22 protein-coding genes are annotated in these 20,336 nt (G+C 73.2%); 5 read left to right on the plus strand and 17 right to left on the minus strand.

Features of this window, described 5'->3' with window-relative positions:
• Positions 1-44: 44 nt before the first annotated feature.
• The 12 genes from hypF to ACIP2X_RS04360 all read right to left on the minus strand — a co-directional run bounded on the left by hypF (position 45) and on the right by ACIP2X_RS04360 (position 12,333).
• Positions 45-2,417, minus strand: coding sequence for a carbamoyltransferase HypF (gene hypF / locus ACIP2X_RS04305; RefSeq protein WP_401667262.1), 2,373 nt, complete (start codon positions 2,415-2,417; stop codon positions 45-47).
• A complete protein-coding gene (hypB, locus tag ACIP2X_RS04310) occupies positions 2,414-3,109 on the minus strand; it encodes a hydrogenase nickel incorporation protein HypB (protein ID WP_401667264.1) in 696 nt (231 codons plus the stop codon). The genes hypF and hypB overlap by 4 nt, the downstream gene beginning before the upstream one ends.
• Positions 3,110-3,111: 2 nt before the next feature.
• Entirely contained in the window at positions 3,112-3,489 is a 378-nt protein-coding gene (locus ACIP2X_RS04315; protein ID WP_401667266.1) for a hydrogenase maturation nickel metallochaperone HypA, read from the minus strand.
• 143 nt (positions 3,490-3,632) lie between these two features.
• Positions 3,633-3,749, minus strand: a complete 117-nt coding sequence (locus ACIP2X_RS04320; protein ID WP_401667268.1) for a DUF6893 family small protein — start codon at positions 3,747-3,749, stop codon at positions 3,633-3,635.
• 46 nt (positions 3,750-3,795) lie between these two features.
• Positions 3,796-4,332, minus strand: a complete 537-nt coding sequence (locus ACIP2X_RS04325; protein ID WP_401667271.1) for a hydrogenase maturation protease — start codon at positions 4,330-4,332, stop codon at positions 3,796-3,798.
• Complete coding sequence (locus tag ACIP2X_RS04330) at positions 4,329-5,789, minus strand: hypothetical protein (protein WP_401667274.1); 1,461 nt, start codon at positions 5,787-5,789, stop codon at positions 4,329-4,331. The genes ACIP2X_RS04325 and ACIP2X_RS04330 overlap by 4 nt, the downstream gene beginning before the upstream one ends.
• Complete coding sequence (locus ACIP2X_RS04335; protein ID WP_401667277.1) at positions 5,786-6,424, minus strand: DUF6084 family protein; 639 nt, start codon at positions 6,422-6,424, stop codon at positions 5,786-5,788. The genes ACIP2X_RS04330 and ACIP2X_RS04335 overlap by 4 nt, the downstream gene beginning before the upstream one ends.
• On the minus strand, positions 6,421-7,083 hold the full coding sequence (locus ACIP2X_RS04340; RefSeq protein WP_401667279.1) for a DUF5947 family protein: 663 nt from the start codon (positions 7,081-7,083) through the stop codon (positions 6,421-6,423). The genes ACIP2X_RS04335 and ACIP2X_RS04340 overlap by 4 nt, the downstream gene beginning before the upstream one ends.
• Positions 7,080-7,640 carry a hypothetical protein gene (locus ACIP2X_RS04345; RefSeq protein ID WP_401667282.1) on the minus strand — a complete coding sequence of 187 codons (561 nt, stop codon included), beginning with the start codon at positions 7,638-7,640 and terminating at the stop codon, positions 7,080-7,082. Before ACIP2X_RS04345 ends, ACIP2X_RS04340 begins: the two co-directional genes overlap by 4 nt.
• On the minus strand, positions 7,637-9,418 hold the full coding sequence (locus ACIP2X_RS04350; RefSeq protein ID WP_401667284.1) for a nickel-dependent hydrogenase large subunit: 1,782 nt from the start codon (positions 9,416-9,418) through the stop codon (positions 7,637-7,639). The genes ACIP2X_RS04345 and ACIP2X_RS04350 overlap by 4 nt, the downstream gene beginning before the upstream one ends.
• Positions 9,419-9,487: 69 nt before the next feature.
• Positions 9,488-10,576, minus strand: coding sequence for a hydrogenase expression protein HypE (locus ACIP2X_RS04355; protein WP_401667287.1), 1,089 nt, complete (start codon positions 10,574-10,576; stop codon positions 9,488-9,490).
• Between the two features lie 26 nt (positions 10,577-10,602).
• Positions 10,603-12,333: an enoyl-CoA hydratase-related protein gene (locus ACIP2X_RS04360; protein ID WP_401667288.1), complete on the minus strand. Its 1,731-nt coding sequence runs from the start codon at positions 12,331-12,333 to the stop codon at positions 10,603-10,605.
• Positions 12,334-12,523: 190 nt separating this feature from the next.
• On the opposite strand from ACIP2X_RS04360, the gene ACIP2X_RS04365 reads away from it, so the two are divergent.
• Both ACIP2X_RS04365 and ACIP2X_RS04370 read left to right on the plus strand, forming a co-directional pair.
• Positions 12,524-12,910 carry a hypothetical protein gene (locus tag ACIP2X_RS04365; protein WP_401667289.1) on the plus strand — a complete coding sequence of 129 codons (387 nt, stop codon included), beginning with the start codon at positions 12,524-12,526 and terminating at the stop codon, positions 12,908-12,910.
• 96 nt (positions 12,911-13,006) lie between these two features.
• Complete coding sequence (locus ACIP2X_RS04370; protein ID WP_401667291.1) at positions 13,007-13,387, plus strand: winged helix-turn-helix transcriptional regulator; 381 nt, start codon at positions 13,007-13,009, stop codon at positions 13,385-13,387.
• A 12-nt stretch (positions 13,388-13,399) separates the two neighbouring features.
• On the opposite strand, the gene ACIP2X_RS04375 is transcribed toward ACIP2X_RS04370, so the two are convergent.
• Both ACIP2X_RS04375 and ACIP2X_RS04380 read right to left on the minus strand, forming a co-directional pair.
• Positions 13,400-13,948, minus strand: coding sequence for a TetR/AcrR family transcriptional regulator (locus ACIP2X_RS04375; RefSeq protein ID WP_401667294.1), 549 nt, complete (start codon positions 13,946-13,948; stop codon positions 13,400-13,402).
• A gap of 11 nt (positions 13,949-13,959) precedes the next feature.
• Positions 13,960-14,541: a sugar O-acetyltransferase gene (locus ACIP2X_RS04380; protein ID WP_401667296.1), complete on the minus strand. Its 582-nt coding sequence runs from the start codon at positions 14,539-14,541 to the stop codon at positions 13,960-13,962.
• An 88-nt stretch (positions 14,542-14,629) separates the two neighbouring features.
• Here ACIP2X_RS04380 and ACIP2X_RS04385 point away from each other — a divergent pair, with 88 nt between their 5' ends.
• Both ACIP2X_RS04385 and ACIP2X_RS04390 read left to right on the plus strand, forming a co-directional pair.
• Positions 14,630-15,418, plus strand: a complete 789-nt coding sequence (locus ACIP2X_RS04385) for a GntR family transcriptional regulator (RefSeq protein ID WP_401667299.1) — start codon at positions 14,630-14,632, stop codon at positions 15,416-15,418.
• A 152-nt stretch (positions 15,419-15,570) separates the two neighbouring features.
• Positions 15,571-16,107 (plus strand): MarR family winged helix-turn-helix transcriptional regulator, encoded by a 537-nt coding sequence (locus ACIP2X_RS04390; RefSeq protein WP_401667302.1) that lies wholly within the window; start codon positions 15,571-15,573, stop codon positions 16,105-16,107.
• A gap of 34 nt (positions 16,108-16,141) precedes the next feature.
• Here the strand turns inward: ACIP2X_RS04390 and ACIP2X_RS04395 are convergent, their stop codons facing one another.
• From ACIP2X_RS04395 to ACIP2X_RS04405, 3 genes are all read right to left on the minus strand, one after another.
• The gene (locus ACIP2X_RS04395) at positions 16,142-16,894 is read right to left on the minus strand and encodes a DUF4142 domain-containing protein (protein WP_401667304.1); all 753 of its coding nucleotides are present in this window, start codon (positions 16,892-16,894) and stop codon (positions 16,142-16,144) included.
• Positions 16,895-17,054: 160 nt separating this feature from the next.
• A complete protein-coding gene (locus tag ACIP2X_RS04400) occupies positions 17,055-18,305 on the minus strand; it encodes a cation:proton antiporter (RefSeq protein WP_401667307.1) in 1,251 nt (416 codons plus the stop codon).
• Positions 18,306-18,311: 6 nt separating this feature from the next.
• Positions 18,312-18,797, minus strand: a complete 486-nt coding sequence (locus ACIP2X_RS04405; RefSeq protein WP_401667309.1) for a cation:proton antiporter regulatory subunit — start codon at positions 18,795-18,797, stop codon at positions 18,312-18,314.
• Between the two features lie 312 nt (positions 18,798-19,109).
• On the opposite strand from ACIP2X_RS04405, the gene ACIP2X_RS04410 reads away from it, so the two are divergent.
• Positions 19,110-20,246: a PQQ-dependent sugar dehydrogenase gene (locus tag ACIP2X_RS04410; protein WP_401667312.1), complete on the plus strand. Its 1,137-nt coding sequence runs from the start codon at positions 19,110-19,112 to the stop codon at positions 20,244-20,246.
• Positions 20,247-20,336: the final 90 nt, after the last annotated feature.

The raw sequence follows: 20,336 nt of genomic DNA on the forward strand, positions 1-20,336 counted from the left end.
ACGCGTCTCCTTTGACTCCTTGTCGGGCGGCGGGCCCGCGGCCGTCATCCGTTCGCGCCCCGCTCCGCGGCGCGGGCGGCCACCACGAGCTGGCCGAGGGCGAGTCCGCCGTCGTTCGGCGGGATCCCGCGGTGCCGCAGGACGGTGAACCCGTCCGCGCGCAGGCCGCGGGCGCAGGCCGAGGACAGCAGTGTGTTCGCGAACACCCCGCCGCTCAGGGCCACGGTCTCCAGGCCCGTCTCCGTGCGGGCCGCCGCGCACACCAGCCGCACCAGCCGGGCGACGGCGAGATGGAAGCGCACCGCGATCACGGCCGCGGGGACGCCCGCCCGGACGTCCTCGGTGACGGCCGCCAGCAGGGGCCCCGCGCCGGCGGTGACCGTCGCGGCGCCCGCCGTCCGGAAGGCGTAGCGCGGGTCGTGGTCCTCCCCGACGGCGGACACGGCGGCGGCCTCCAGCTCGACGGCCGCCTGCGCCTCGTAACCGACGTGCTGGCAGACGCCCGCCAGGGACGCCACGGCGTCGAAGAGCCGCCCCATGCTGGACGTGGGCACGCAGTTCAGCCCTCGGTCCAACTGGGCGCGCAGCACGGGGAGTTCGGCGGGCGGGCAGGCGGCGACACACGGCAGGTCCGGGCCGGCCGCCAGGCCGGCCGCGTGCAGATGCGCCAGCGCCATGCGGTACGGCCGCCGCACCGCCGCGTCCGCGCCGGGCAGCGGCACATAGGCGAGGTGCCCGAACCGGCGGAAGCCGTCGTAGCCCGCGAGCAGGAACTCACCGCCCCACACGGCCCCGTCGTGCCCGTGCCCGGTGCCGTCGAAGGCGACCCCGATGACCCGGTCGGCCGCTCCGAGGCCGTGCTCGGCCATCACGGCGGCGACATGGGCGTGGTGGTGCTGCACCGGGACCACCGGGCGCCCCTCCGCGTGCCGCCGCGCCCACGCGGCCGACCGGTATCCCGGGTGGGTGTCGGTGGCGAGGAGCGCCGGCCGTACGCCCGTGATCGACTCCAGCTGCCGCTCCGCGCGGTCGAACATCCGCTGCGTGGCGAGGTCGTCCATGTCCCCGACGTGCGCGGACAGCCAGGCCCTGCGGCCCTCGCCGAGGCAGAACACGTTCTTCAGGTCCCCACCGACGGCGAGCGCGGGCGACACCGGCACGGGCAGGGGGACCGGCAGGGGCGCGTAGCCGCGCGAGCGCCGCAGCACCAGGGGCTCACCGTCGCACACCCGCACGACGGAGTCGTCGCACGGCACATGGATGGGCCGGTCGTGGGTGAGCCAGGCGTCGGCCAGGACCGCCAGCCGTTCGAGGGCCTCGGCGTCGTCGGTGACGACGGGCTCGCCGGAGAGGTTGCCGCTCGTCATCACCAGCAGCCGGGGAGCGTCCTCGCCCCCGAACAGCAGATGGTGCACCGGGGTGTACGGCAGCATGACGCCGAGGTCCGCGCTGCCCGGCGCCACACCCTCGGCGGGCACCGGGGCCCCCGGGGCGGCCCGGCCCGCGGCGCGGCGGCGCATCAGCACGATGGGCCGCACCCTGCCGGTGAGCAACTCCCGCTCGGCGGGCCCGACACGCACCAGATGCTCGACGTCCGCGACGTCCCCGGCCATCAGCGCGAACGGCTTGTGTCCGCGCGCCTTGCGGCGGCGCAGCTCGCCCACCGCCGCCGGATCGGTCGCGTCGCACGCGAGGTGGTAGCCGCCGACCCCCTTGACGGCGAGCACGGCACCCGCCGCGAGCAGGGCCCGTGCCGCCTCGATCGGATCGCCGTCGACCGTCTCGCCCCGCGCGTCGGCCAGCCGCAGACGCGGGCCGCAGGCGGGGCAGGCGACGGGCTGGGCGTGGAAGCGCCGGTCGGCCGGATCCTCGTACTCCCGGGCGCAGTCGGGGCACAGCGGGAAGTCCGCCATCGTCGTGTGCGCACGGTCGTAGGGCAGTCCCGTGACGATGGTGAAGCGCGGCCCGCAGTGGGTGCACGTGATGAAGGGGTGGCGGTGGCGCCGGTCGGCGGGGTCGGACAGTTCGGCGAGGCAGTCGGCGCAGGTGGCGGTGTCGGGAGCGACCAGCGTCCGGACGGTGCCTGACGTGTGCGAGGCGACGATACGAAAGCCCCGGTCCCCGGTGGGCGGCAGGTCGGTGGCCTCCACGGCCTCGACCTGCGCGAGCGGCGGGGCGCCGGGCGCGATGCCCGTGCAGAACCGGGCGACGGCGTCCGGCGTGCCCTCCACCTCGACGAGCACACCGTCGCCGGTGTTGGTGACATGACCGGAGAGCCGCAGCGTGGTGGCGAGTCCGTACAGGTACGGCCGGAAACCCACGCCCTGCACCACGCCCCGTACGACGACCCGGGCCCGTCGCACGGCGCGCCCGGTACGTACGTCCGGGACCGTGCCGGTCTCCGGCGCCGTGCTCACGCCTCGGCCCGTGCCATCACCGGCGCGTGCACGTGGTGCCCCTCGGCCGCGGCCAGCGCCCGGTCGACGAGGACGCCGGCGCCCTCACCGCTGCGCACGGAGGTGAGCACCACCTCGACGCCCGGGTTGACCCGCTGCACATGGGCGCGGAAGGCGGCCTCGTCGAACTCGGCAGGCCCCGCCAGGTCGGACTTGGTGACGAGGACCAGCTGCGCCAGCCCGAACGCGGTCGGGTACTTCAGCGGCTTGTCCTCGCCCTCGGTGACGGAGGCGAGCACCACCCGCAGCGACTCACCGAGGTCGTAGGAGGCGGGGCACACCAGGTTGCCGACGTTCTCCACGAACAGCAGGCGGGTGTCCTCGGGCAGCCACTCGTGCAGGTGCCCGGCCAGCATGTCGGCCTCCAGGTGGCAGAGCCCGTCGGTGAGCACCTGCTTGACCGGCACGCCGGAACGCGCGAGCCGCACGGCGTCGTTCTCGGTGGCGAGGTCCGCGGTGAGCGCGGCGGTCGCGAGGCCGCGCTCCCGGGCGAGCAGCAACTCCCGCTCCAGCAGGGCCGTCTTGCCGCTGCCCGGACTGGACAGGAGGTTGACCACCGTCGTGCCCCGGGCCGTCAGTTCGGTGCGCAGGACGCGGGCCGCCATGCTGTTCTTGGCGAGCACCGCCTGCCGTAGGTCCACTACGCGGCACATGGTCAGCTCTCCTTGAGGGGGGTGGCGGGGACGGGCTCGGCCCAGTGCACCTCGGTGATCCGCAGCTCACGGCCCGCCAGCAGGTCGGTGGCGCCGCTCCCGCAGCCCGCGCAGGTCATGTCGGGCGGCATCCCGGTGTCCCAGGCCCGCCCGCACGGCGCGCAGGACGCCCGGCCGGGCACGGCCCGGGTGGTGAGCGCGGCGCCCTCCAGCACGGTCCCGGCGCAGGCCAGTTCGAAGCAGAACGCGAGGGAGTCGGGCACCACCCCGGCCAGCTCGCCGACCTCCAGACGCACGGCGCGGACACCGGACTCGCCTCGTGACTGCGCCGCTCGCTCGACCTGGTCCACGACCGACAGGGCGACGGACATTTCGTGCATCGGTCTCCGTCCCGGGCCCGGCTGATGTCCTGGGCGCCCATTACACGGCGGGGGCCCGGCGCCCGGCCGAGCGGCGCGCCGGGGTCACACGGATGCCTGGCCCGTTCGGTGCACCCGGCCGGAGGCGGGCGGTCCGGCCGGTGTCACATACGGCGAATCCGCAGGTAGCGCTTGATGTCGGGCATGACGTGGGTGACCAACGCGGCGAACGCGGTGGCGGCGGTCGCGGCGGCCGCACCGCTGATGATGCGCTTGTTCATGATGCTCTCCGTGGGGTGGGGGGTGCCTCGGCGAAGTCCTCGGCACCTAGACGACTGCTTCATCGCCCTCCTTCATTGCGGACGGGTCGCGCAGCAACCCGACGACCAGGCGCACCGCCTCGGGCAGCGCGGCGGCGACGGCAGGGCTCAGGCCGATGCCCTCCTCGACGGTGGCGGGTTCGCACCCCACCACCAGCGTGCGCCGCGGCGGCCGGCCACCGGTGCCGGCGCACAGGGTGTCCAGCAGGGCCAGCACGGCGTCGGGCGACATCCGGTGCCCGTCGAGCGGCACGTCCTGCGGCGGGCGGCGCGAGCCCGGCTCCGCCGCGTCGATGACGTACAGCGTCCCGGGCTCGCCGCCGCGGGCGGTGGCGTCGAGCAGGACGAGGGTGTCGTACCCGTCGAGCAGCTGGTATGCCAGATGCACCCCGCGGATGCCGATGTCGGCGACCTCGGTGCCGGGCGGCAGCTCCTGGCCGGACAGCAGCCGTGCCGCCTCGACGCCGAAGCCGTCGTCGCCGAGGAAGATGTTGCCCACCCCGGCGACCAGGGCACGGGGGCTCGATCCGGATGCGGCGCTCACGCGTCCTCCCGGATCTCGGCGACGGCCACCTCGTCGGGCTGGAAGTACAGGTAACGCCCCTGCTCCCGCCGGATGTCGGCACCCGGGTCGTCCTCCAGCGTGACCGCGATGTGCACGCCGCCGTCGACGTCGTGCAGCACCGCCTCCACCAGCGCGTACCGCCCGTCGACGAACAGGTCCTGGGCGTCGGTGTGCCGCAGCCGGGGCCGCAGCAGTACCCGGCAGCCGGCCCGCACCGGCCGTCCGTCGACCAGGACGTGGTCGTGCGACGGATCGACGGAGGTGTCCCCGCCCGGGTCCCACCACGGGGTGTCGGGGCGCATCACGCCGTCCTGCGGGAAGGGATCGGCCCCGTCGGGCGTACGGAACGCCGGCACACCGTCCGGCGCGCGCGTGCCCGGCCCGGTGACCTCCCGCAGACCGCGGATCGCGCCGTGCAGCCGCTCCAGCACCTCCGGCGGCATCGTGTCGGCCAGCTCGATCACCGCGGCGGCCCGCTCGTCCGTACCCCTGGCCTCGCGCTTCTCCTCGTCGGTCAGGGCCGCGGTGCGCAGGGCGAGGATCTCGTCGATCTCCGTGGCGTCGTACAGCTGGCCGGGGCTCTCCGGGGCGATCGCGGGGTGGTCGTCCAGGATGATCGGTGAGGAGAGCACCAGGTCGGCGCGGCCCGGTTCACCGGCCAGCACCGGCCAGGTGTGCAGGTTGCGGCAGGCCGCGGCGGCCCCCTTGGCCCACTCTGGCGGGTCCGTCAGCGACAGGAACCGCCCGGCGTCCAGGCACAGCAGCGTGTGGCACGCGACCAGCGAACGGGGCAGCGCCGCGTCACGGTCGGCGTCCCGCGCGGGCAGCCAGTCGGCGGTGTTCTCCACGACCACGCTGAGCCGCTGGGTCCGGTACGGCCCGTCCAGCTCGCTCATCGACAGCCGCAGGGTGCCGCTGACCTCCTCGCGGCGCCGCACCAGCCGGCCGACGGTCGCGCCCGCGCCGTCCGTCACGGGCTCGTTCTCCTCGGACGCGGGCATGCCGAACGGCACGACGACATCGCCCTCCGCCAGCTTCGCCACCGGCACGGTGAGCCGCACCTGTTCCTCGTGCCCCTCGTCCCAGGGCACCAGCACCCGGTCCTCCAGGGCCAGTTCGGGCACCGTCTCGAAGCCGCCGCCAGGGCAGGCACGCTGCACGGTGCGGCGCCGGGCGTGCAGGAAGCGCACCTCGACGGCGAGCGTCGCGCCCGGCCTCGGCTCCATCAGCAACTCGGTGTGCTGGAACTCGTGCTCCTCGGTGGCCGCGCTCCACGCCGGGGGCACCAGCACGCCGAACTGCCAGCGCAGCCGGTTCTTCGCGGCGGACGCACGGTACGGGTAGAGCACGTACCCCTCGAACAGCACGGCGTCGGCGACCTGCCGGGCGACGGCCAGGCGCGCCTCCGTCCCGGGGTCGAAGGTCGTCGTGATCACGGTGTCCTCTCCCCGGCCGCCGTCATGAGGGCCTCGACCGTCGCCTGCCACGAGGGCAGCGCGCGCCGCGACCGGTACGCCACCAGGGCGTCCATGGTGTCCCGGGGCAGCCTGATCCAGCCGGAGCCCGGGAAGTGCTGTTCGACCATCTCCCGCCACGTCTTCACCGGCATCCGGAATCCGGCCTCCTTGTCCCAGGGGACCGGCTCGACGCGAAAGCCGCCCTCGCCGGTGAACGCGGTGCCGGAGAACAGCATCAGCAACGGCACCTCGCCGTCCTGGAGGGCGTCGAAGTAGCGGGTGGACGCGATGTCCATGTCATAGGTGCAGGGCACGGCGACATCGGTCTCGACCTCGCCGGTGAACCCGGGCACCATCACCTGCACCTGCGCGAACTGCACCGGGTTGAGGCTGCTGCCCCACCGCGAGCGTTCACCGAACAAGTCGGTCAGCGCCGCCGCCTCACGGTCGTCGTAGCCGCGCCGGGCCGGCTCGATCCGGATCTGGCAGCGCAGCGCCAGCGCGTGCACCCGGGTCGGCGGTGACGCCGTGACACGCAGCCGGAACACCAGGGTGGGGCCCATGGCGTAGGGGTCGGCGCGCACCCCGGTGCACGTGAACGCGAACTCGGTCACGACCGGCTCCCTCGTGGCTCGCGGGCCTGCTCGTCGACGTACGCGAAGAAGGCCTCCAGGTCGGCCCGGGCCTCGGCGCCGCCGTCGAAGCCCTGCCAGCGCAGCCGCATCCGGCCGACCAGTTCGTAGCAGATGTCGACCGGCACCAGGAAGCAGTCGACCCGGCCCTCGTGGCGGCGCAGCAGCAGCGCCTCGGTATCGGGTGCCAGCAGCCCGGCGAGTTCGGTGGCGGCCAGCACGGACTGCCAGTGCTCCGGGTCCAGTTCGCTCTCGGTCGCCCCGGCCGGGCTCGGGTACAGCGCGACCAGCCGGTCGAGCGCCGAGTTGCGGAAGAAGAACGCGACCCCGACCGGGATGCCGAGCCGTTCCCAGGCCTGTTCGTCGATCCGGTGGCCGGGGTCGCGCAGCCAGCGGCCGGGCACCGTGCGGAACCGGCCCCGCGTGTCCCCTGAGCGGTCGAGCAGCAGGGCGCAGGGGTCGCAGGCGCACGCCAAGGCGCGCTTCTCGACGTCGACGAGGTGCCGGTGCCGCGGGTCCGTGAGCGGCGCGGCGCACAGCTCGCAGCGCTCCTCACGAGGCCCGCGCGGGGTGGTGAAGCGGCGCAGGCCCCGGGGGCCGGCGCCGTGCCGCAGGGGCCCCGGGCCGGTCGGCGCGCTCACCGCGCGCCGGCCGACGAGCGGCCGCCCGTCCCGGCGCCGGGCGGCGCGGAGCCGATCTGGAGCAACGTGGGCTCCCGCGCCGGGGCTTCCATCTCCACGGAGGTCACCTCCGGCGCGAAGCACGCCAGCGCGCTCCGGGCGGCCTCCTCGACGCCCCCGGCGCCCCCGCAGCCACAGCCGCCCGAGCCGGCGGGGCGCAGCCGCAGCACGCCGGTGGCCGGGTCGAAGCCGGCGTTCTCGACCGGCTGGGGGAGCCCGTCGAGCGCACGGGCGATGCGGGCGCGCGCGTCCTCGGGGTGCAGGCCGTGCAGCACCAGCAGGCTCGCCACCAGGTCGTCGCCGAGCAGGGCTTTGAGGGCGCCGGACGCGCCGGCGTCGCGCTCCACCAGGTCCAGCACGCGCGCCAGACCGGCGCCGTAGAACTCCATGAGGACCCGCACGAGTTCCTCGGCCGCCTCGCACGCCGAGGGGTCGCCGGAGGCGGCCAGCCGGTCGAGGGCCTCCTCGACGAGCCGGCCGGCCGTCTCCGCGTCCACCGTGCCGTGCGTCCCGCTCATCCGGCCAGACCGCTCAGGCCGGTGGGGACGTGCATCGCCTTGGTGGTGCGGCCGTCACCGACGTACATGTGCACACCGCACGGCAGACACGGGTCGAAGCTGCGCACGGCGCGCATGATGTCGATGCCCTTGAAGTTCTCCGGCGGGTTCTCCTCGAAGATCGGTGTGTTCTGCACCGCGTCCTCGTAGGGGCCGGGCGTGCCGTAGGTGTCGCGCGTCGAGGCGTTCCACGGGGTGGGCGGGTAGGGGTGGTAGTTGGCGATCTTGCCGTCCCGGATGACCATGTGGTGCGAGAGCACCCCGCGCACCGCCTCGGTGAAGCCGACACCGATCGCCTCGTCCGGCACGTCGAACTTCTCCCACGTCTGGGTGCGCCCGGCGCGCACCTCGGCGAGGCCCATCTCCGCGCTGTGCAGCGCCACCGCGGCGGCGTACGCCTGGAAGTAGGTGCGGGCCCGGTTGCGTTCGAGGGCGTTGCTCCACTGCGGGATCTTCCACTCGAAGGTGGTCTCCGGCTTGGTGAGCGTGCGCGGCAGGTTGATGACCACGCTGTGCCCGGTCGCCTTCACGTACCCGATGTCCACCAGGCCCGACAGGGCCGTCGACCACAGCCGGGCGAGCGGGCCGCCGCCGGTGTCCAGCGGCAGGTGGTCCTTGCCGTCGAACCAGCGCGGCGACATCACCCAGCTGTACTTGTCGTCGAAGTCCCGCTTCTGGGGGGCCGGGATGGTGTGCTGGTTCCACGGGTGGCGGGGGTCGACCGGGTTGCCGAGCGGGTCGTGCGTGACGAACTGCTCCTGGCCCACCCAGTCCTCGTAGTACGAGCTGCCCAGCAGGATGCGGATGCCGAGGTTGATCTCGGTGAGGTCGTTGGTGACCAGCTTGCCGTCCACCACGACGCCGGGGGTGACGAGCATCCGCCGGCCCCAGTCCGTCATGTTGGCGTAGGTGAAGTCGCAGTACTCGGGGTCGTTGAACGCCCCCCAGCAGCCGAGCAGCACCCGGCGGCGGCCGACCTCCTCGTAGCCGGGCAGCGCCTCGTAGAAGAAGTCGAACAGGTCGTCGTGGAGCGGCACGACGCGCTTCATGAACTCCACGTAGCGCATGAGGCGGGACATGTAGTCCGTGAACAGCTGCACGGAGCCGATGGTGCCGACGCCGCCCGGGTAGAGCGTGGAGGGGTGCACGTGGCGCCCCTCCATCAGGCAGAACATCTCCCGGGTGTAGCGGCTGACCGAGAGCGCCTCGCGGTAGAACTCGCCCTCCAGCGGGTTCAGGGCGCGCATGATGTCGGCGATGGTGCGGTAGCCGTGGTCGGCGGCGTGGGGTGCCTCGGTGCGCTCGGCGAGTTCCATGACGCCCGGGTTGGTCTCGCGGACCATCTTCTCGCAGTAGTCGACCCCGACCAGGTTCTCCTGGAAGATGTTGTGGTCGAACATGAACTCCGCGGACTCACCGCAGTTGATGATCCACTCACCGAGGTGCGGCGGCTTGACGCCGTAGGCCATGTTCTGCGCGTACACCGAGCACGTGGCGTGGTTGTCGCCGCAGATGCCGCAGATCCGGCTGGTGATGAAGTGCGCGTCGCGCGGGTCCTTGCCCCGCATGAAGACGCTGTAGCCGCGGAAGACCGACGAGGTGCTGTAGCACTCGGCGACCCGCTTCTGCTTGAAGTCGATCTTCGCGTGGATGCCGAGGCTGCCCACGATCCGGGTGATCGGGTCCCACGCCATCTCCACCAGTCCGGTGCCGTCACCGGATGTCGTCGAGGTCGCCATTGTGTCTGTGATGCCCTTCGGTCGGTCGGTTCTGCGAGGGGGGAGGGGGGAGCGGCCGGGGGAGCGGGGTCACCAGGGGGGCCGGTAGCCGGTGGTGATCTCCCGGCCCGTGTGCCGCCACCTGGGTTCCTTGTCCACCGTCTTCGCCGTGATGGACCGCAGCCTGCGGATCACCGCGCCGTAGGCACCGCTGGCGGTGCTGGAGAGCCTGCCGCCGGGCGGCTCGTCCATGAACGGCATGAACTTGTCGGGGAAGCCGGGCATCGTGCAGGCGATGCAGATGCCGCCCACGTTCGGACAGCCGCCGATGCCGTTCATCCAGCCCCGCTTGGGCACGTTGCACTTGACGACCGGACCCCAGCAGCCCAGCTTGACCAGGCACTTGGGCGAGTCGTACTCCATCGCGAACTGGCCCTGCTCGTAGTAGCCGGCCCGGTCGCAGCCCTCGTGTACGGTCGCCCCGAACAGCCACGTCGGCCGGAGCTTGTCGTCCAGCGGGATCATCGGCGCCGAACCCGCCGCCTGGTACAGCAGATACGTCAGCGTCTCGGCGAAGTTGTCCGGCTGGATGGGGCAGCCGGGCACGCACACGATCGGGATGCCCGCCTTCGACTTCCAGTCCCAGCCGAGGTAGTCGGGCACCCCCATCGCGCCGGTCGGGTTGCCGGCCATGGCGTGGATGCCGCCGTACGTGGCGCAGGTGCCGATCGCGACGACGGCCAGGGCCTTCGGGGCGAGCCGGTCGATCCACTCACTGGTGGTGATGGGCTGGCCGGTCTCCGGGTTGTCGCCGAAGCCGCACCAGTAGCCCTCCTGCTTGATCGCCTCGTTGGGGATGGACCCCTCGACGACGAGGACGAACGGGTCGATCTCCCCGCGCTCGCCCTTGAAGAACCACTCGATGAACGTGTCCGCGCCACCGACAGGACCGCACTCGAAGTCGATCAGCGGCCAGTGCACCGCGATCTTGGGCAGCCCGGGAAGCGCCCCCAGGGCGATCTCCTCGATGCTCGGCTGCATCGCGGCCGTCAGGGCGACCGAGTCGCCGTCGCAACTCAGCCCGGCGTTGATCCAGAGGATGTGGATCGGTTCCTCGTCCGTGCCGGGCGAGCCGGCCGCGCCCGGCTCCTGAGCCGTGGTCGGCGATGCTGCGTTCATCAACTGCCTCCCGGGGAGGAAAAGCCTCAGAGCCGATGAATCGGCCCATGTTCCAGCCAAGCGTCGGACAGCGCGACGACCCCCGCATCCGCACCGGCCGGCCCGGCCGGAGCCCGCTCCTTGCGGGCGAAGGCCCGGCGCAGCGCGTGGTAGGGCGCGTCGGGGTCCGAGAAGATCCTGTGCATCAGGCGCAGTTCCCGCTCCCGGACCGCCGCCAGCGGGGTGACCGCCTCACGGCGCTGGCTCTCGGCCTTCTTCGCGGCGATGCGTGACTGCGCGGCGGCCGAGGTGGCCAGCCGATGGGCCAGGCGGGTGACGTCGTCCGTGAACCGCTCCGGCGGGCACGTGACGACCCGGTCGATCAGCCCGATGTCCCGGGCGCGGGCGGAGGTGAGGGGCAGCGCCTCCTGGGTGAGCCGCTCCGCCATGGCCGCGCCGACCCGGCGCGGCAGGCTGTACGTCCAGTACTCGGAGCCGTACAGGCCCATGCGCCGGTAGTGCGGATTGAGCACCGAGCCGGAGCGGCACCACACCTCGTCGGCGGCCAGCGCCAGCATCACGCCCCCGGCGGCGGCGTTGCCGCCGACGGCGCTCACCACGAGCCGGTCGGTGGTGGTGAGGACCGCCTCGACGAGGTCGTCCATGGCGTTGATGTTGGCCCAGGACTCCGCGGCCGGATCGGCGGCGGCCTCGATGACACCGAGGTGGATCCCGTTCGAGAAGAAGTCGCGCCCGCCACCGAGCACCAGCACGGCCGTCGGCCGCTCGGTTGCGGCGCGGTACGCGGCCAGCAGCCGTCGGCACCGGTCGGTGGACATCGCCCCGCCGGGGAACGCGAACGACAGGACACCCACCGGCCCGTCCTCCCGGTAGCGGATGTCGGACCAGGACGCGTCGTCCGCGGCCTCCGGTGCCGGCAGCCGGGGCAGCCGCGCGCCCAGGGCGGTCACGGCGGGCAGCTTGCAGGCGCGCGGGGCGCCGGCGGCCGTACGCTCCCGCAGCTCGGGGATCCAGACCGCGCCGTCCGTCGTGGCCCGGCAGATCGCGCCCGCCCGGGTCGCGAGCAGCTCCCCGGGCCGCCCGCGCAGCCGGGGCTCGGGATGCCCGCCGTGCAGGAACCACTCACCGCCGAGCAGTTCGTCGAGCACGCCGGGCTGCGAGTCGGCGGCGCGCAGGGTGCGCAGCACGGTGCCGGTGGCGTCGTCGGCCCAGGAGATACGGCGTTCCTCCTGGCGCATCACGGGCCTGGTCCGGGCGCCGGGCGCCTTCGGCAGGGTCGACTGGTCCCGGGGCACGTACCGGCCGGAGGCGAACCGCTCCACGGCCAGCAGCACCGCCTGGACCGCCGCGTCGGACACCTCGTTGCGGTAGAGGTCGCTCTTGCCGACGCCGGGGAGGGTGCAGGCGGCCGCCGCCCAGACCGGCCCGGCGTCCATCTCCGCGTCGGCCTGGAGCACGGTCACGCCCCACTCGGTGGCACCGTCGTGGAGGGCCCGGTCCAGCGAGGAGGGGCCCCGGTCGCCGACGGGGCCGGGATGGACGATCAGACAGACCCGGGCCGACCACACCTCGCGCGGTACGACGGCCTTGAGCATGGGCGCCACGACCAGGTCGGGTGTGTGCCGCCCGACGGCCGTCCGCACGTCGTCGCCGTGCGGCGTCACCTCGACGGCGACCTCGTGCCCGCGCTCGCGCAGCTCGGCGTGCACACGCTGGGTGAGGCTGTTGTAGGCGCTGCCGATGAGCAGGATGCGCATGCCGGTGATGGTCGTACAGACAGCTCCGCGGAGGTCGGCGCGAATCCCGGCGGTCACTCGTAGGAGGCGGGCTTCCCGCCATCTGCCGCTTATGTGCGGGTATGCCCCATGTGTCGGCAAGTGGGAGAATCACTAGGGACCGGGCACCCGTCGGGCGCCCCCCTCCGACAGCGGACAGGCAGGTCGGCGCATGGCCAAGGAAAACAAGTCGTCGAAGCCGTCGCCCGGCCGCGGGCCGAGCCGGCACGAGGGGACCGAGCAGCACGGCTGGTCCCCCGACGTCGACGCGACGCGACAGCAGGACAATCCCAGTGCCCGGCGCTCCTTCCACACCGAGGAGAACGCGCCGAAGCGCGGGGCGGGCCGCAGCAGGTCCAAGGAGGAGCGCGGCTCCGTGCCCGGTGACGTCGTCTCCGGTGAGGGGCGCAGCGGCGAGGACTACGCCGAGAAGTCGGAGAAGGGTATGCGCGACACCGGCCGCAGGGGCCGCTCGGGCCGGCCGAGCGGGACCAAGGACGACGACGCCTTCACCGGCGTCGACCCCGACGACTCCGCATCCGGACACCGGCCGGGCTGACGGCCGCCGGCCTCCCGTGCTCGCTTGCGGTGACCGGGGAACCGTAGGAGAGTGGCGGTGACCGGGCAGAACGCGTCGCGGCGAGCGGGGGATCGGATGGGGACACAGCGGTTCGCCGGGTCTGCCGAGGACGCGGACCTGAGGCGCGGCGACTCGCTCGCCCGGGAGATCTTCTCCGACGTCGCCAACAAATGGGCGCTGCTGATCATCGAGGCTCTCGGTGCGGGCACGCTGCGCTTCAGCGAGCTGCGCGCCGAGGTCGAGGGCATCAGCCACAAGATGCTCACCCAGAACCTGCGCATGCTGGAGCGCAACGGCCTGCTCGACCGGAAGGTGCACCCCACCGTGCCCCCGCGCGTCGAGTACACCCTCACCGAGGCGGGCCAGGGCCTGCGGGCCACCGTCGACGGCATGTGCGACTGGACCCACCGCTACCTCGGCCACATCGAGGCCGCCCGCAGCCGCTTCGAGGTCTGACGGCCGCCGAGGTCACCGCCCCGTCGTCGTGATGCGCCGCACGGCTTCCCGGGTCAGGGCGCGGTCGTGGGGCTCGCGGGCCAGCGCGCGGTGGAGGACCAGGCCCTCGATGAGGGCGTCGAGCTGGCGGGCGGTGTCCGGGTCGAAGTGCCTCTCGAGGTGGTGGCGGCTGCGCCGCATCCACTCGTGGGTGAGTTCCCGGTAGGCGGGCCGGCGGGCGGCGAGCGTGTACAGCTCCTGCGCGAGGACGAGGTCCCGCCCGCTGCCCTCCGACAGGGTGTGCACGAGGTCCGTCACCGCCTCCCGGGCCTCCTCGCGGTCGGCCGCCGCGGCGAGATGGGCGTCGAAGACGGCGACGATATGACCGGCGAACTGACCGAACGCCTCCCGCAGCACCTCCTCGATCCCGCTGAAGTGGTACGTCATCGACCCCAGCGGGACACCCGCGCGCACCGCGATCTTCCGGTGCGAGACACCGGCGACCCCCTCCTCGGCGACGAGGTCGAGGGTCGCGGCGACGATACGGGCGCGGCGCTGCGGGTCGGTGTGTCCGGTAGCCATGGGGGAGACCTTCAGAGGGTGCGGACCTGACGGGCGGGGTTCCCGACGGCGACGACGTCGGCGGGCACGTCCTTGGTGACCACCGCGCCCGCGCCGATCACGGAGTTGTCTCCGATCGTCACGCCGGGCAGGACGATCGCGCCACCGCCGAGCCACACGTTGTCCCCGACGGTGATCGGACGGGCGGCCTCCAGCTTGTCGCGCCGCGGCCCCGGCTCCAGCGGATGGGTGGGGGTGAGCAACTGGACGTTGGGCCCGATCTGGCAGTCCTCGCCGATGGTGATCGCGGCGACGTCCAGCGCGGTCAGGTTGAAGTTGACGAAGGTGCGCGCGCCGATCGTGATGTTGCTGCCGTAGTCGACGTGGAGCGGCGGCCGTACGTGCACCCCCTCGCCCACGGAGCCGAGCAGTTCGGCCAGGAGCGGCAGCGCCGCGTCGGCGTCCTCGGTGTAGGCGGCCTGGAAGCGGGCGGCCAGGCGCACGGCGCGCTGCTGGCGGCGGGCGATCTCCGGGTCGTCGGCGATGTAGAGGTCACCGGCCCGCATGCGCTCCAGCTGGGTCCGGGGGTCCTGTGCGAAGTGATCCGTCGGCATGCGTACGATCGTACACTCGGGCGTATGTCCGACCGGCCGAGTGCGCCACTGAGCCTCGTGAGGCGGATGGGGTGGATACAGTCCCCGTGTGGGCAGCCAGACCGACGAACCGGCGGAGCAGCACCCCGAGGACCCCGAGGCCCTGGGCATCGTCCCGGCGCAGGCGCCCCGCGCGGCCGCGGGCGGGCGGCGCCTCGCCCTCGACGTGCACGGACACCTGCGCGCCATGATCCTCAGCGGTGAGCTGACGCCGGGCTCGCCGCTGCTCCAGGCGGAGATGGCGCGTCGGCTGGGGGTCAGCCGCACGCCGATGCGCGAGGCGTTCCGGCTGCTCCAGGAGGAGGGGCTCATCGACGCCCGTCCGGACCAGCGGGCCCGGGTGCGCGCGGTCGATCCGGCGGACCTCGACGCGGTGTACGGCGCCCGCATCATGCTGGAGTCCCTCGCCGCCGGCGTCACGGCGCGCACGCTCGGCGAGCCGGACCTCGGGCGGATGTCCGGCGCCCTGGAGCGCATGCGACGGCACGTCGGCGACGACCGGCCCGAGGAGTGGTTCGCCGCGCACCGGGAGTTCCACGGTGTCGCCGCGCAGGCGGTGGGGCCGCAGTTGCAGCGGATGATCGCCTCGCTCACCGAGCACGGCGAGCGCCACGTCCGGCTGGCCCGGCTCGGCGGACCGGGTGTGCGGGGCAGGGCCGACGAGGATCACCAGGCGCTCCTGTCCGCGCTGCGCGCGAGGAACGAGGCGGAGGCGACCCGGGTGGTCGCGCGCCACCTGGCCCGCACCGCGCTGAGCGTCCTCGCGTTCGTGGCGCCGGAGCACGAACCGACCGCCGTCCGCGCGGCGTTCCGGATGGTCTGCGGCGAACAGGGCTGATCCGCGGCCGGCCGGGACACCGCTCACCTCGGTCGTCCTCGTGCCCGGCGCACCCCACGGACGCCCGCCGTCGCGCCCCGCGATGTCCAGGGCCGGGAAATTCTGCTCCGGTAGGGCGCGTGCCGGTGGGCCCCGGCGCGATAGAAAGAGGCATGGCGGAGCGTGAGGAGCCCGTGAAGGGCATGGACGACGTGGACGCGGTCACCCGCGCGGTGCTGACCGCGTCGCGGCTGCTGGTGGCGGTCTCCGCCCGGTCACTGGCGCAGGTCGAGGAACGGGTGACACTCCCGCAGTTCCGCATGCTGATGGTGCTGTCCACCCGCGGCGCCACCAAGCTGGTGGCGCTCGCCGACCAGTTGCAGGTCTCCCCCTCGACGGCGATGCGGATGGTCGACCGGCTGATCGCGGCGGGGCTGGCCGACCGGCAGACCAACCCGGCCAACCGCCGTGAGACCCTCCTCCAGCTCACGGAGGAAGGCCGGCGCACCGTCGCCGTGGTCACCGCCCGGCGCCGGGCCGAGATCGCGACGATCGTCCAGCGACTGGACCCGGACCAGCGCGCGGGGCTCGTCGACGCGCTCACCGCCTTCAACGAGGCGGGCGGAGAGCCCCTCGCGGCGGCCCAGGGCGACCCGGGCCCGCACCCGCTCGGCTGGGAGGACACCCCGGCCGAGCGCTACGGCGCCTGAGCTCGCCGCACGGCCGCGGGCGCCCCCTCCTTGTTCAGCCCACCTCTGCCGCGGGCGTCGGGTTCGGCGTCGGCGACGTGGTGTTCACATCGAGGTCGGGCCGCGGCTTGAGGGCCAGGATGGGGGAGCCCGGCTGGGGCGGCGGCGGGGTCAGCTGCTCCTTGGGCAGCTTCGGCGGCGCGGTCTGCTGGAACTGCACCTGCTCGTAGTTGACCATGCCGGTCCTCTCCAGCACCGTGATGTGGTCGAGGACGGTGTCGTTGGCCTGGTCGGCCAGCGCACGGACCAGCGTGTTCTTGGTGTTGGCGCGGATCTTGGCGATCGCCGGGAAGATCTGGCCGTGGGTCACGCGCATGATGTTGACGGCCGTGATGTCGAACTGGTTGCCCGTCTCCGAGTCGACCGTCGCCACGAACTGCTGCTGCTGCGGCGTCGCCTGGTTGGGCAGGGTGATGCCCAGTTCGGGGGCGATCCTGCGACAGGTGGCGTCCAGTCTGGCGTGCCCGACGATGAGATGCTCGCCGGCCTCCTTCATCTCCGGCGTCGTGCCCCGCACCATGGCCATCTCCCCGAGCGGGTACTCCCAGAGGCCCGCCGAGCGGACCTTGACGACGAAGTCACGGTCGGCCTCCGTCAGGGGGCCGTAGGGCGTGTTCGCGATGATGCGGTCCGGAGAGCCGGCGGTGTTCTCGATCCCGAGCATGGCCGGGTACGCGAGGGCGGCGAGGGTCAGACCCATCGCGCCGAACACGAAGATGCTTCCCAACTTGCTGGGTGAGACGGGCATGGGGACTCCTGACGCGAGTGGCTGGTACGTCAGGAGGTACGGACCGGCGGGCCCGATTCATCATTGCACTGGTCAAATTTTGCACTCTGCGGTGTGTTCTGCGTCACATGGGCGGGGGAGGGGTCCGTCTCGGGTCCCGTGCGTCCCGACGGGCCGTCCGTCAGGCCCGGCCGACGCTGTCCTGGTCGTCGAGCGGCTCGTGCGGTTCCCGGCCGCTGGTCCCGGCCTTCCCGTTCGCCGGCACCGGGCGGCGGAGCCGCCGGGAGAGCCGCGAGGCGGCCGGCTCGGTGTACCGGGCGGTGAGGGGGCCGAGCAGGACCAGGATCAGGACGTACGCGGTGGCCAGTGGACCGAGGGACGGCTCGATCCCGTCGGTGACGGCGAGCCCGGCGATGACGATGGAGAACTCGCCGCGGGCCACCAGCGTGCCGCCGGCCCGCCAGCGGGCCCTCGGGCCGACGCCCGCCCGTCCGGCCGCCCAGTAGCCGGTGGCGATCTTCGTCAGCGCGGTGACGACGGCCAGGCCGAGGGCGGGCAGCAGCACCGGCGGGATGCTCGCGGGATCGGTGTTGAGGCCGAAGAAGACGAAGAAGACGGCGGCGAACAGATCGCGCAGCGGTGCGAGCAGGCTGTACGCGCCCTCGGCCACCTCGCCCGAGAGCGCGATGCCGACCAGGAAGGCGCCCACCGCCGCGGACACCTGCACCTGCTGGGCGAGGCCGGCGATCAGCAGGGTCAGTCCCAGGACGACCAGCAGCAGTTTCTCCGGGTCGTCGCTGGAGACGAAACGGGAGATGTGCCGGCCGTAGCGCACCGCGAGGACGAGGACGAGGGACGCGGCGCCGAGCGCGATGGCCAGGGTGACCCCACCGGCCGCGAGGCCGATGCCCGCCACCAGGGCGGTCAGGATCGGCAGGTAGACGGCCATGGAGAGGTCTTCGAGGACCAGGATGCTGAGGACGACGGGCGTCTCGCGGTTGCCGATCCGGCCCAGGTCGCCGAGGATCTTGGCGATCACACCCGAGGACGAGATCCAGGTGACGCCCGCCAGGACGACGGCCGCGACCGGGCCCCAGCCGAGCAGCAGCGCCAGCGCGGCGCCCGGCAGCGCGTTGAGGACGCAGTCGACCACGCCGGCCGGGTAGTGCGCCTTGAGGTTGGTGACGAGGTCGCTGGCCGTGTACTCCAGGCCGAGCATGAGCAGCAGCAGGATGACGCCGATCTCGGCGCCCACGGCGATGAACTCCTCGCTCGCGCCCAGCGGAAGCAGCCCGCCCCTGCCGAACGCCAGCCCGGCCAGCAGATACAGCGGTATGGGGGAGAAGCGGAGCCGGCCCGCGAACCGGCCCAGCAACCCCAGGGCGAGGATGATCGCCCCGAACTCGATCAGGAACACGGTCGAGGAGTGCACGGCGGCTCACTCCTGCCCGAGTGTCCCGGCGGCCGCCTCCACGCCCTCGCGGGTGCCGATCACGATCAGCGTGTCTCCGCCGGCCAGCCGGAACTGCGGCGTGGGGGAGGGGATCGCCTCGGCCCGGCGCAGCACGGCCACGATCGAGGCGCCGGTGGTGGTGCGCAGCCGGGTCTCGCCGAGCAGCCGTCCGTTCCAGTGCGAGCTCCCCGGCAGTTCGAGCCGCTCGGCGACCAGGCCGAGGCCGGCCGGGGAGAGCAGGTTCGGCGCGTGGTGCTCGGGCAGCAGCGCGTCGACGAGGGCGGCGGCCTCCTCGGCGGTGAGCCGTACGGACAGGGCGCAGTCGTCCGGGTCGTCCCTGCGGTACGTGCTGAGGGTGCGTTCCCCGTCGCGGTGCGCGACCACCGACAGGCGGCGCCGCTCGCGCGTGGTCAGGTCGTATCGGACGCCGATTCCCGGCAGCGGCGTACTGCTCAGGCGTGAGGCGCCCATGGCGACCCCCTCTCTCGCGGGGCGTCGACGACGGCGACCGTGGGACGCGCCATGGCACCCCGGACCGGGCCTGTGGAAACCATCCTAGGCGCGCGGTCGCGACCGGGTCGGTCGCGCGACCGCCGCTCCGCCGCGACTGGTCCGCGGCTTCCGGCGCGGTTGGTCTATACCAAACGGGGTCGCCCCAGTACCCTCACCTGTAGCCAGTCGCACACCCCACCCCCCACAGGTCGCGTGCCGGCGCGGACGGCACCCCACGACGCGTACCAGCCGTGCGTGACCTGCCGGTGCACCGCCTCCAGGAGGATCTCGGTGAGAGTTCGCACCAGAAGCACAGCGATCATCGGCACCATCTGTCTCGTCGCCTCCCTCGCCCTGACGGCGGCATCGGCCGACGAGCCGGCCGCCCCACGGCAGGCGGCGACGGTCACCCTCAAGAACGTGGCCACGGCCCAGAATCCGATCGCCGGCGCCGCCGGACCGGGCGGCAGGCTCTGGGTCGCCGAACGCGCAGGCCGGGTCAGGGTCCTGGGCGACAAGGGGCTCGGCAAGCCCGTCCTCGACATCTCCGCCGAGACCACCGTCGACGGCGAACGCGGGCTGCTGGGCATCGCGTTCGACAAGCGCTTCGCCCACTTCTACATCTCGTTCACGAACCTCGAAGGCACCAGCACCGTGGACGAGTTCGCCGTACGGAACGGCAGGATCCAGCCGCACACGCGGCGTACGGTGCTCACCCAGACGCAGCCCTATTCCAACCACAACGGCGGCGACATCAAGATCGGCCCCGACGGATACCTCTACATCGCGCTCGGCGACGGGGGCTCCGGCGGCGACCCGCACGGCAACGGGCAGAACCTCGGCACCCTGCTCGGCAAGCTCCTGCGGATCGACCCGAGGGGCGGCAAGCCGTACGCGATCCCGCCGGACAACCCGTTCGTGAACGACCCGAACGCGCGGGACGAGATCTGGGCGTACGGGCTGCGCAACCCGTGGCGATTCTCCTTCGACTCGGGCACCGGCGACCTCTTCATCGGTGACGTCGGCCAGAACGACTGGGAGGAGATCGACCGCGCCCCGGCCGGCAGCAAGGGCGGCGAGAACTACGGCTGGGGCCAGATGGAGGGCACCCATCCCTTCCGTGGCGGCACCGAGCCCGCGAACCACGTGCCGCCGATCCACGAGTACGACCGCGCCAACTTCGGCTGCTCGGTGACCGGCGGCTTCGTCTACCGGGGCAAGGCGATCCCGGCCCTCAAGGGGCAGTACGTGTACAGCGACTACTGCGACGGGACCGTCCGCTCCCTGCAGTTGAAGGACGGCAAGGTGACGGCCGTGCACGACCTCGGAGCCAACGGCGGCGAGGTCATCTCCCTGGCGCAGGGCGGCAACGGCGAACTGTACGTGCTCGCCATCGGAGGCAGCGTCTTCCGTATCGACCCGGCGTAAGCACGGCCCGATGGGGCCGCCGGGCGGCGCGTGGCACCCGGGGCGGGCCGGAGCACCTACGGGTCTTCGGCCCGCCCCGCCGGGAACGGT

The sequence above is a fragment of the Streptomyces sp. NPDC089424 genome, assembly GCF_044749345.1.
In the GTDB taxonomy this organism is placed as follows: Bacteria; Actinomycetota; Actinomycetes; order Streptomycetales; family Streptomycetaceae; genus Streptomyces.

Excerpts from the sequence above, each read along its gene's own strand:
- hypB (WP_401667264.1), bottom strand. The coding sequence starts at position 3,109 with ATGTGCCGCGTAGTGGACCTACGGCAGGCGGTGCTCGCCAAGAACAGC.
- ACIP2X_RS04315 (WP_401667266.1), bottom strand. The coding sequence starts at position 3,489 with ATGCACGAAATGTCCGTCGCCCTGTCGGTCGTGGACCAGGTCGAGCGA.
- ACIP2X_RS04320 (WP_401667268.1), bottom strand. The coding sequence starts at position 3,749 with ATGAACAAGCGCATCATCAGCGGTGCGGCCGCCGCGACCGCCGCCACC.
- ACIP2X_RS04345 (WP_401667282.1), bottom strand. The coding sequence starts at position 7,640 with ATGAGCGGGACGCACGGCACGGTGGACGCGGAGACGGCCGGCCGGCTC.
- ACIP2X_RS04350 (WP_401667284.1), bottom strand. The coding sequence starts at position 9,418 with ATGGCGACCTCGACGACATCCGGTGACGGCACCGGACTGGTGGAGATG.
- ACIP2X_RS04355 (WP_401667287.1), bottom strand. The coding sequence starts at position 10,576 with ATGAACGCAGCATCGCCGACCACGGCTCAGGAGCCGGGCGCGGCCGGC.
- ACIP2X_RS04360 (WP_401667288.1), bottom strand. The coding sequence starts at position 12,333 with ATGCGCATCCTGCTCATCGGCAGCGCCTACAACAGCCTCACCCAGCGT.
- ACIP2X_RS04365 (WP_401667289.1), top strand. The coding sequence starts at position 12,524 with ATGGCCAAGGAAAACAAGTCGTCGAAGCCGTCGCCCGGCCGCGGGCCG.
- ACIP2X_RS04370 (WP_401667291.1), top strand. The coding sequence starts at position 13,007 with ATGGGGACACAGCGGTTCGCCGGGTCTGCCGAGGACGCGGACCTGAGG.
- ACIP2X_RS04375 (WP_401667294.1), bottom strand. The coding sequence starts at position 13,948 with ATGGCTACCGGACACACCGACCCGCAGCGCCGCGCCCGTATCGTCGCC.
- ACIP2X_RS04380 (WP_401667296.1), bottom strand. The coding sequence starts at position 14,541 with ATGCCGACGGATCACTTCGCACAGGACCCCCGGACCCAGCTGGAGCGC.
- ACIP2X_RS04390 (WP_401667302.1), top strand. The coding sequence starts at position 15,571 with ATGGCGGAGCGTGAGGAGCCCGTGAAGGGCATGGACGACGTGGACGCG.
- ACIP2X_RS04395 (WP_401667304.1), bottom strand. The coding sequence starts at position 16,894 with ATGCCCGTCTCACCCAGCAAGTTGGGAAGCATCTTCGTGTTCGGCGCG.
- ACIP2X_RS04405 (WP_401667309.1), bottom strand. The coding sequence starts at position 18,797 with ATGGGCGCCTCACGCCTGAGCAGTACGCCGCTGCCGGGAATCGGCGTC.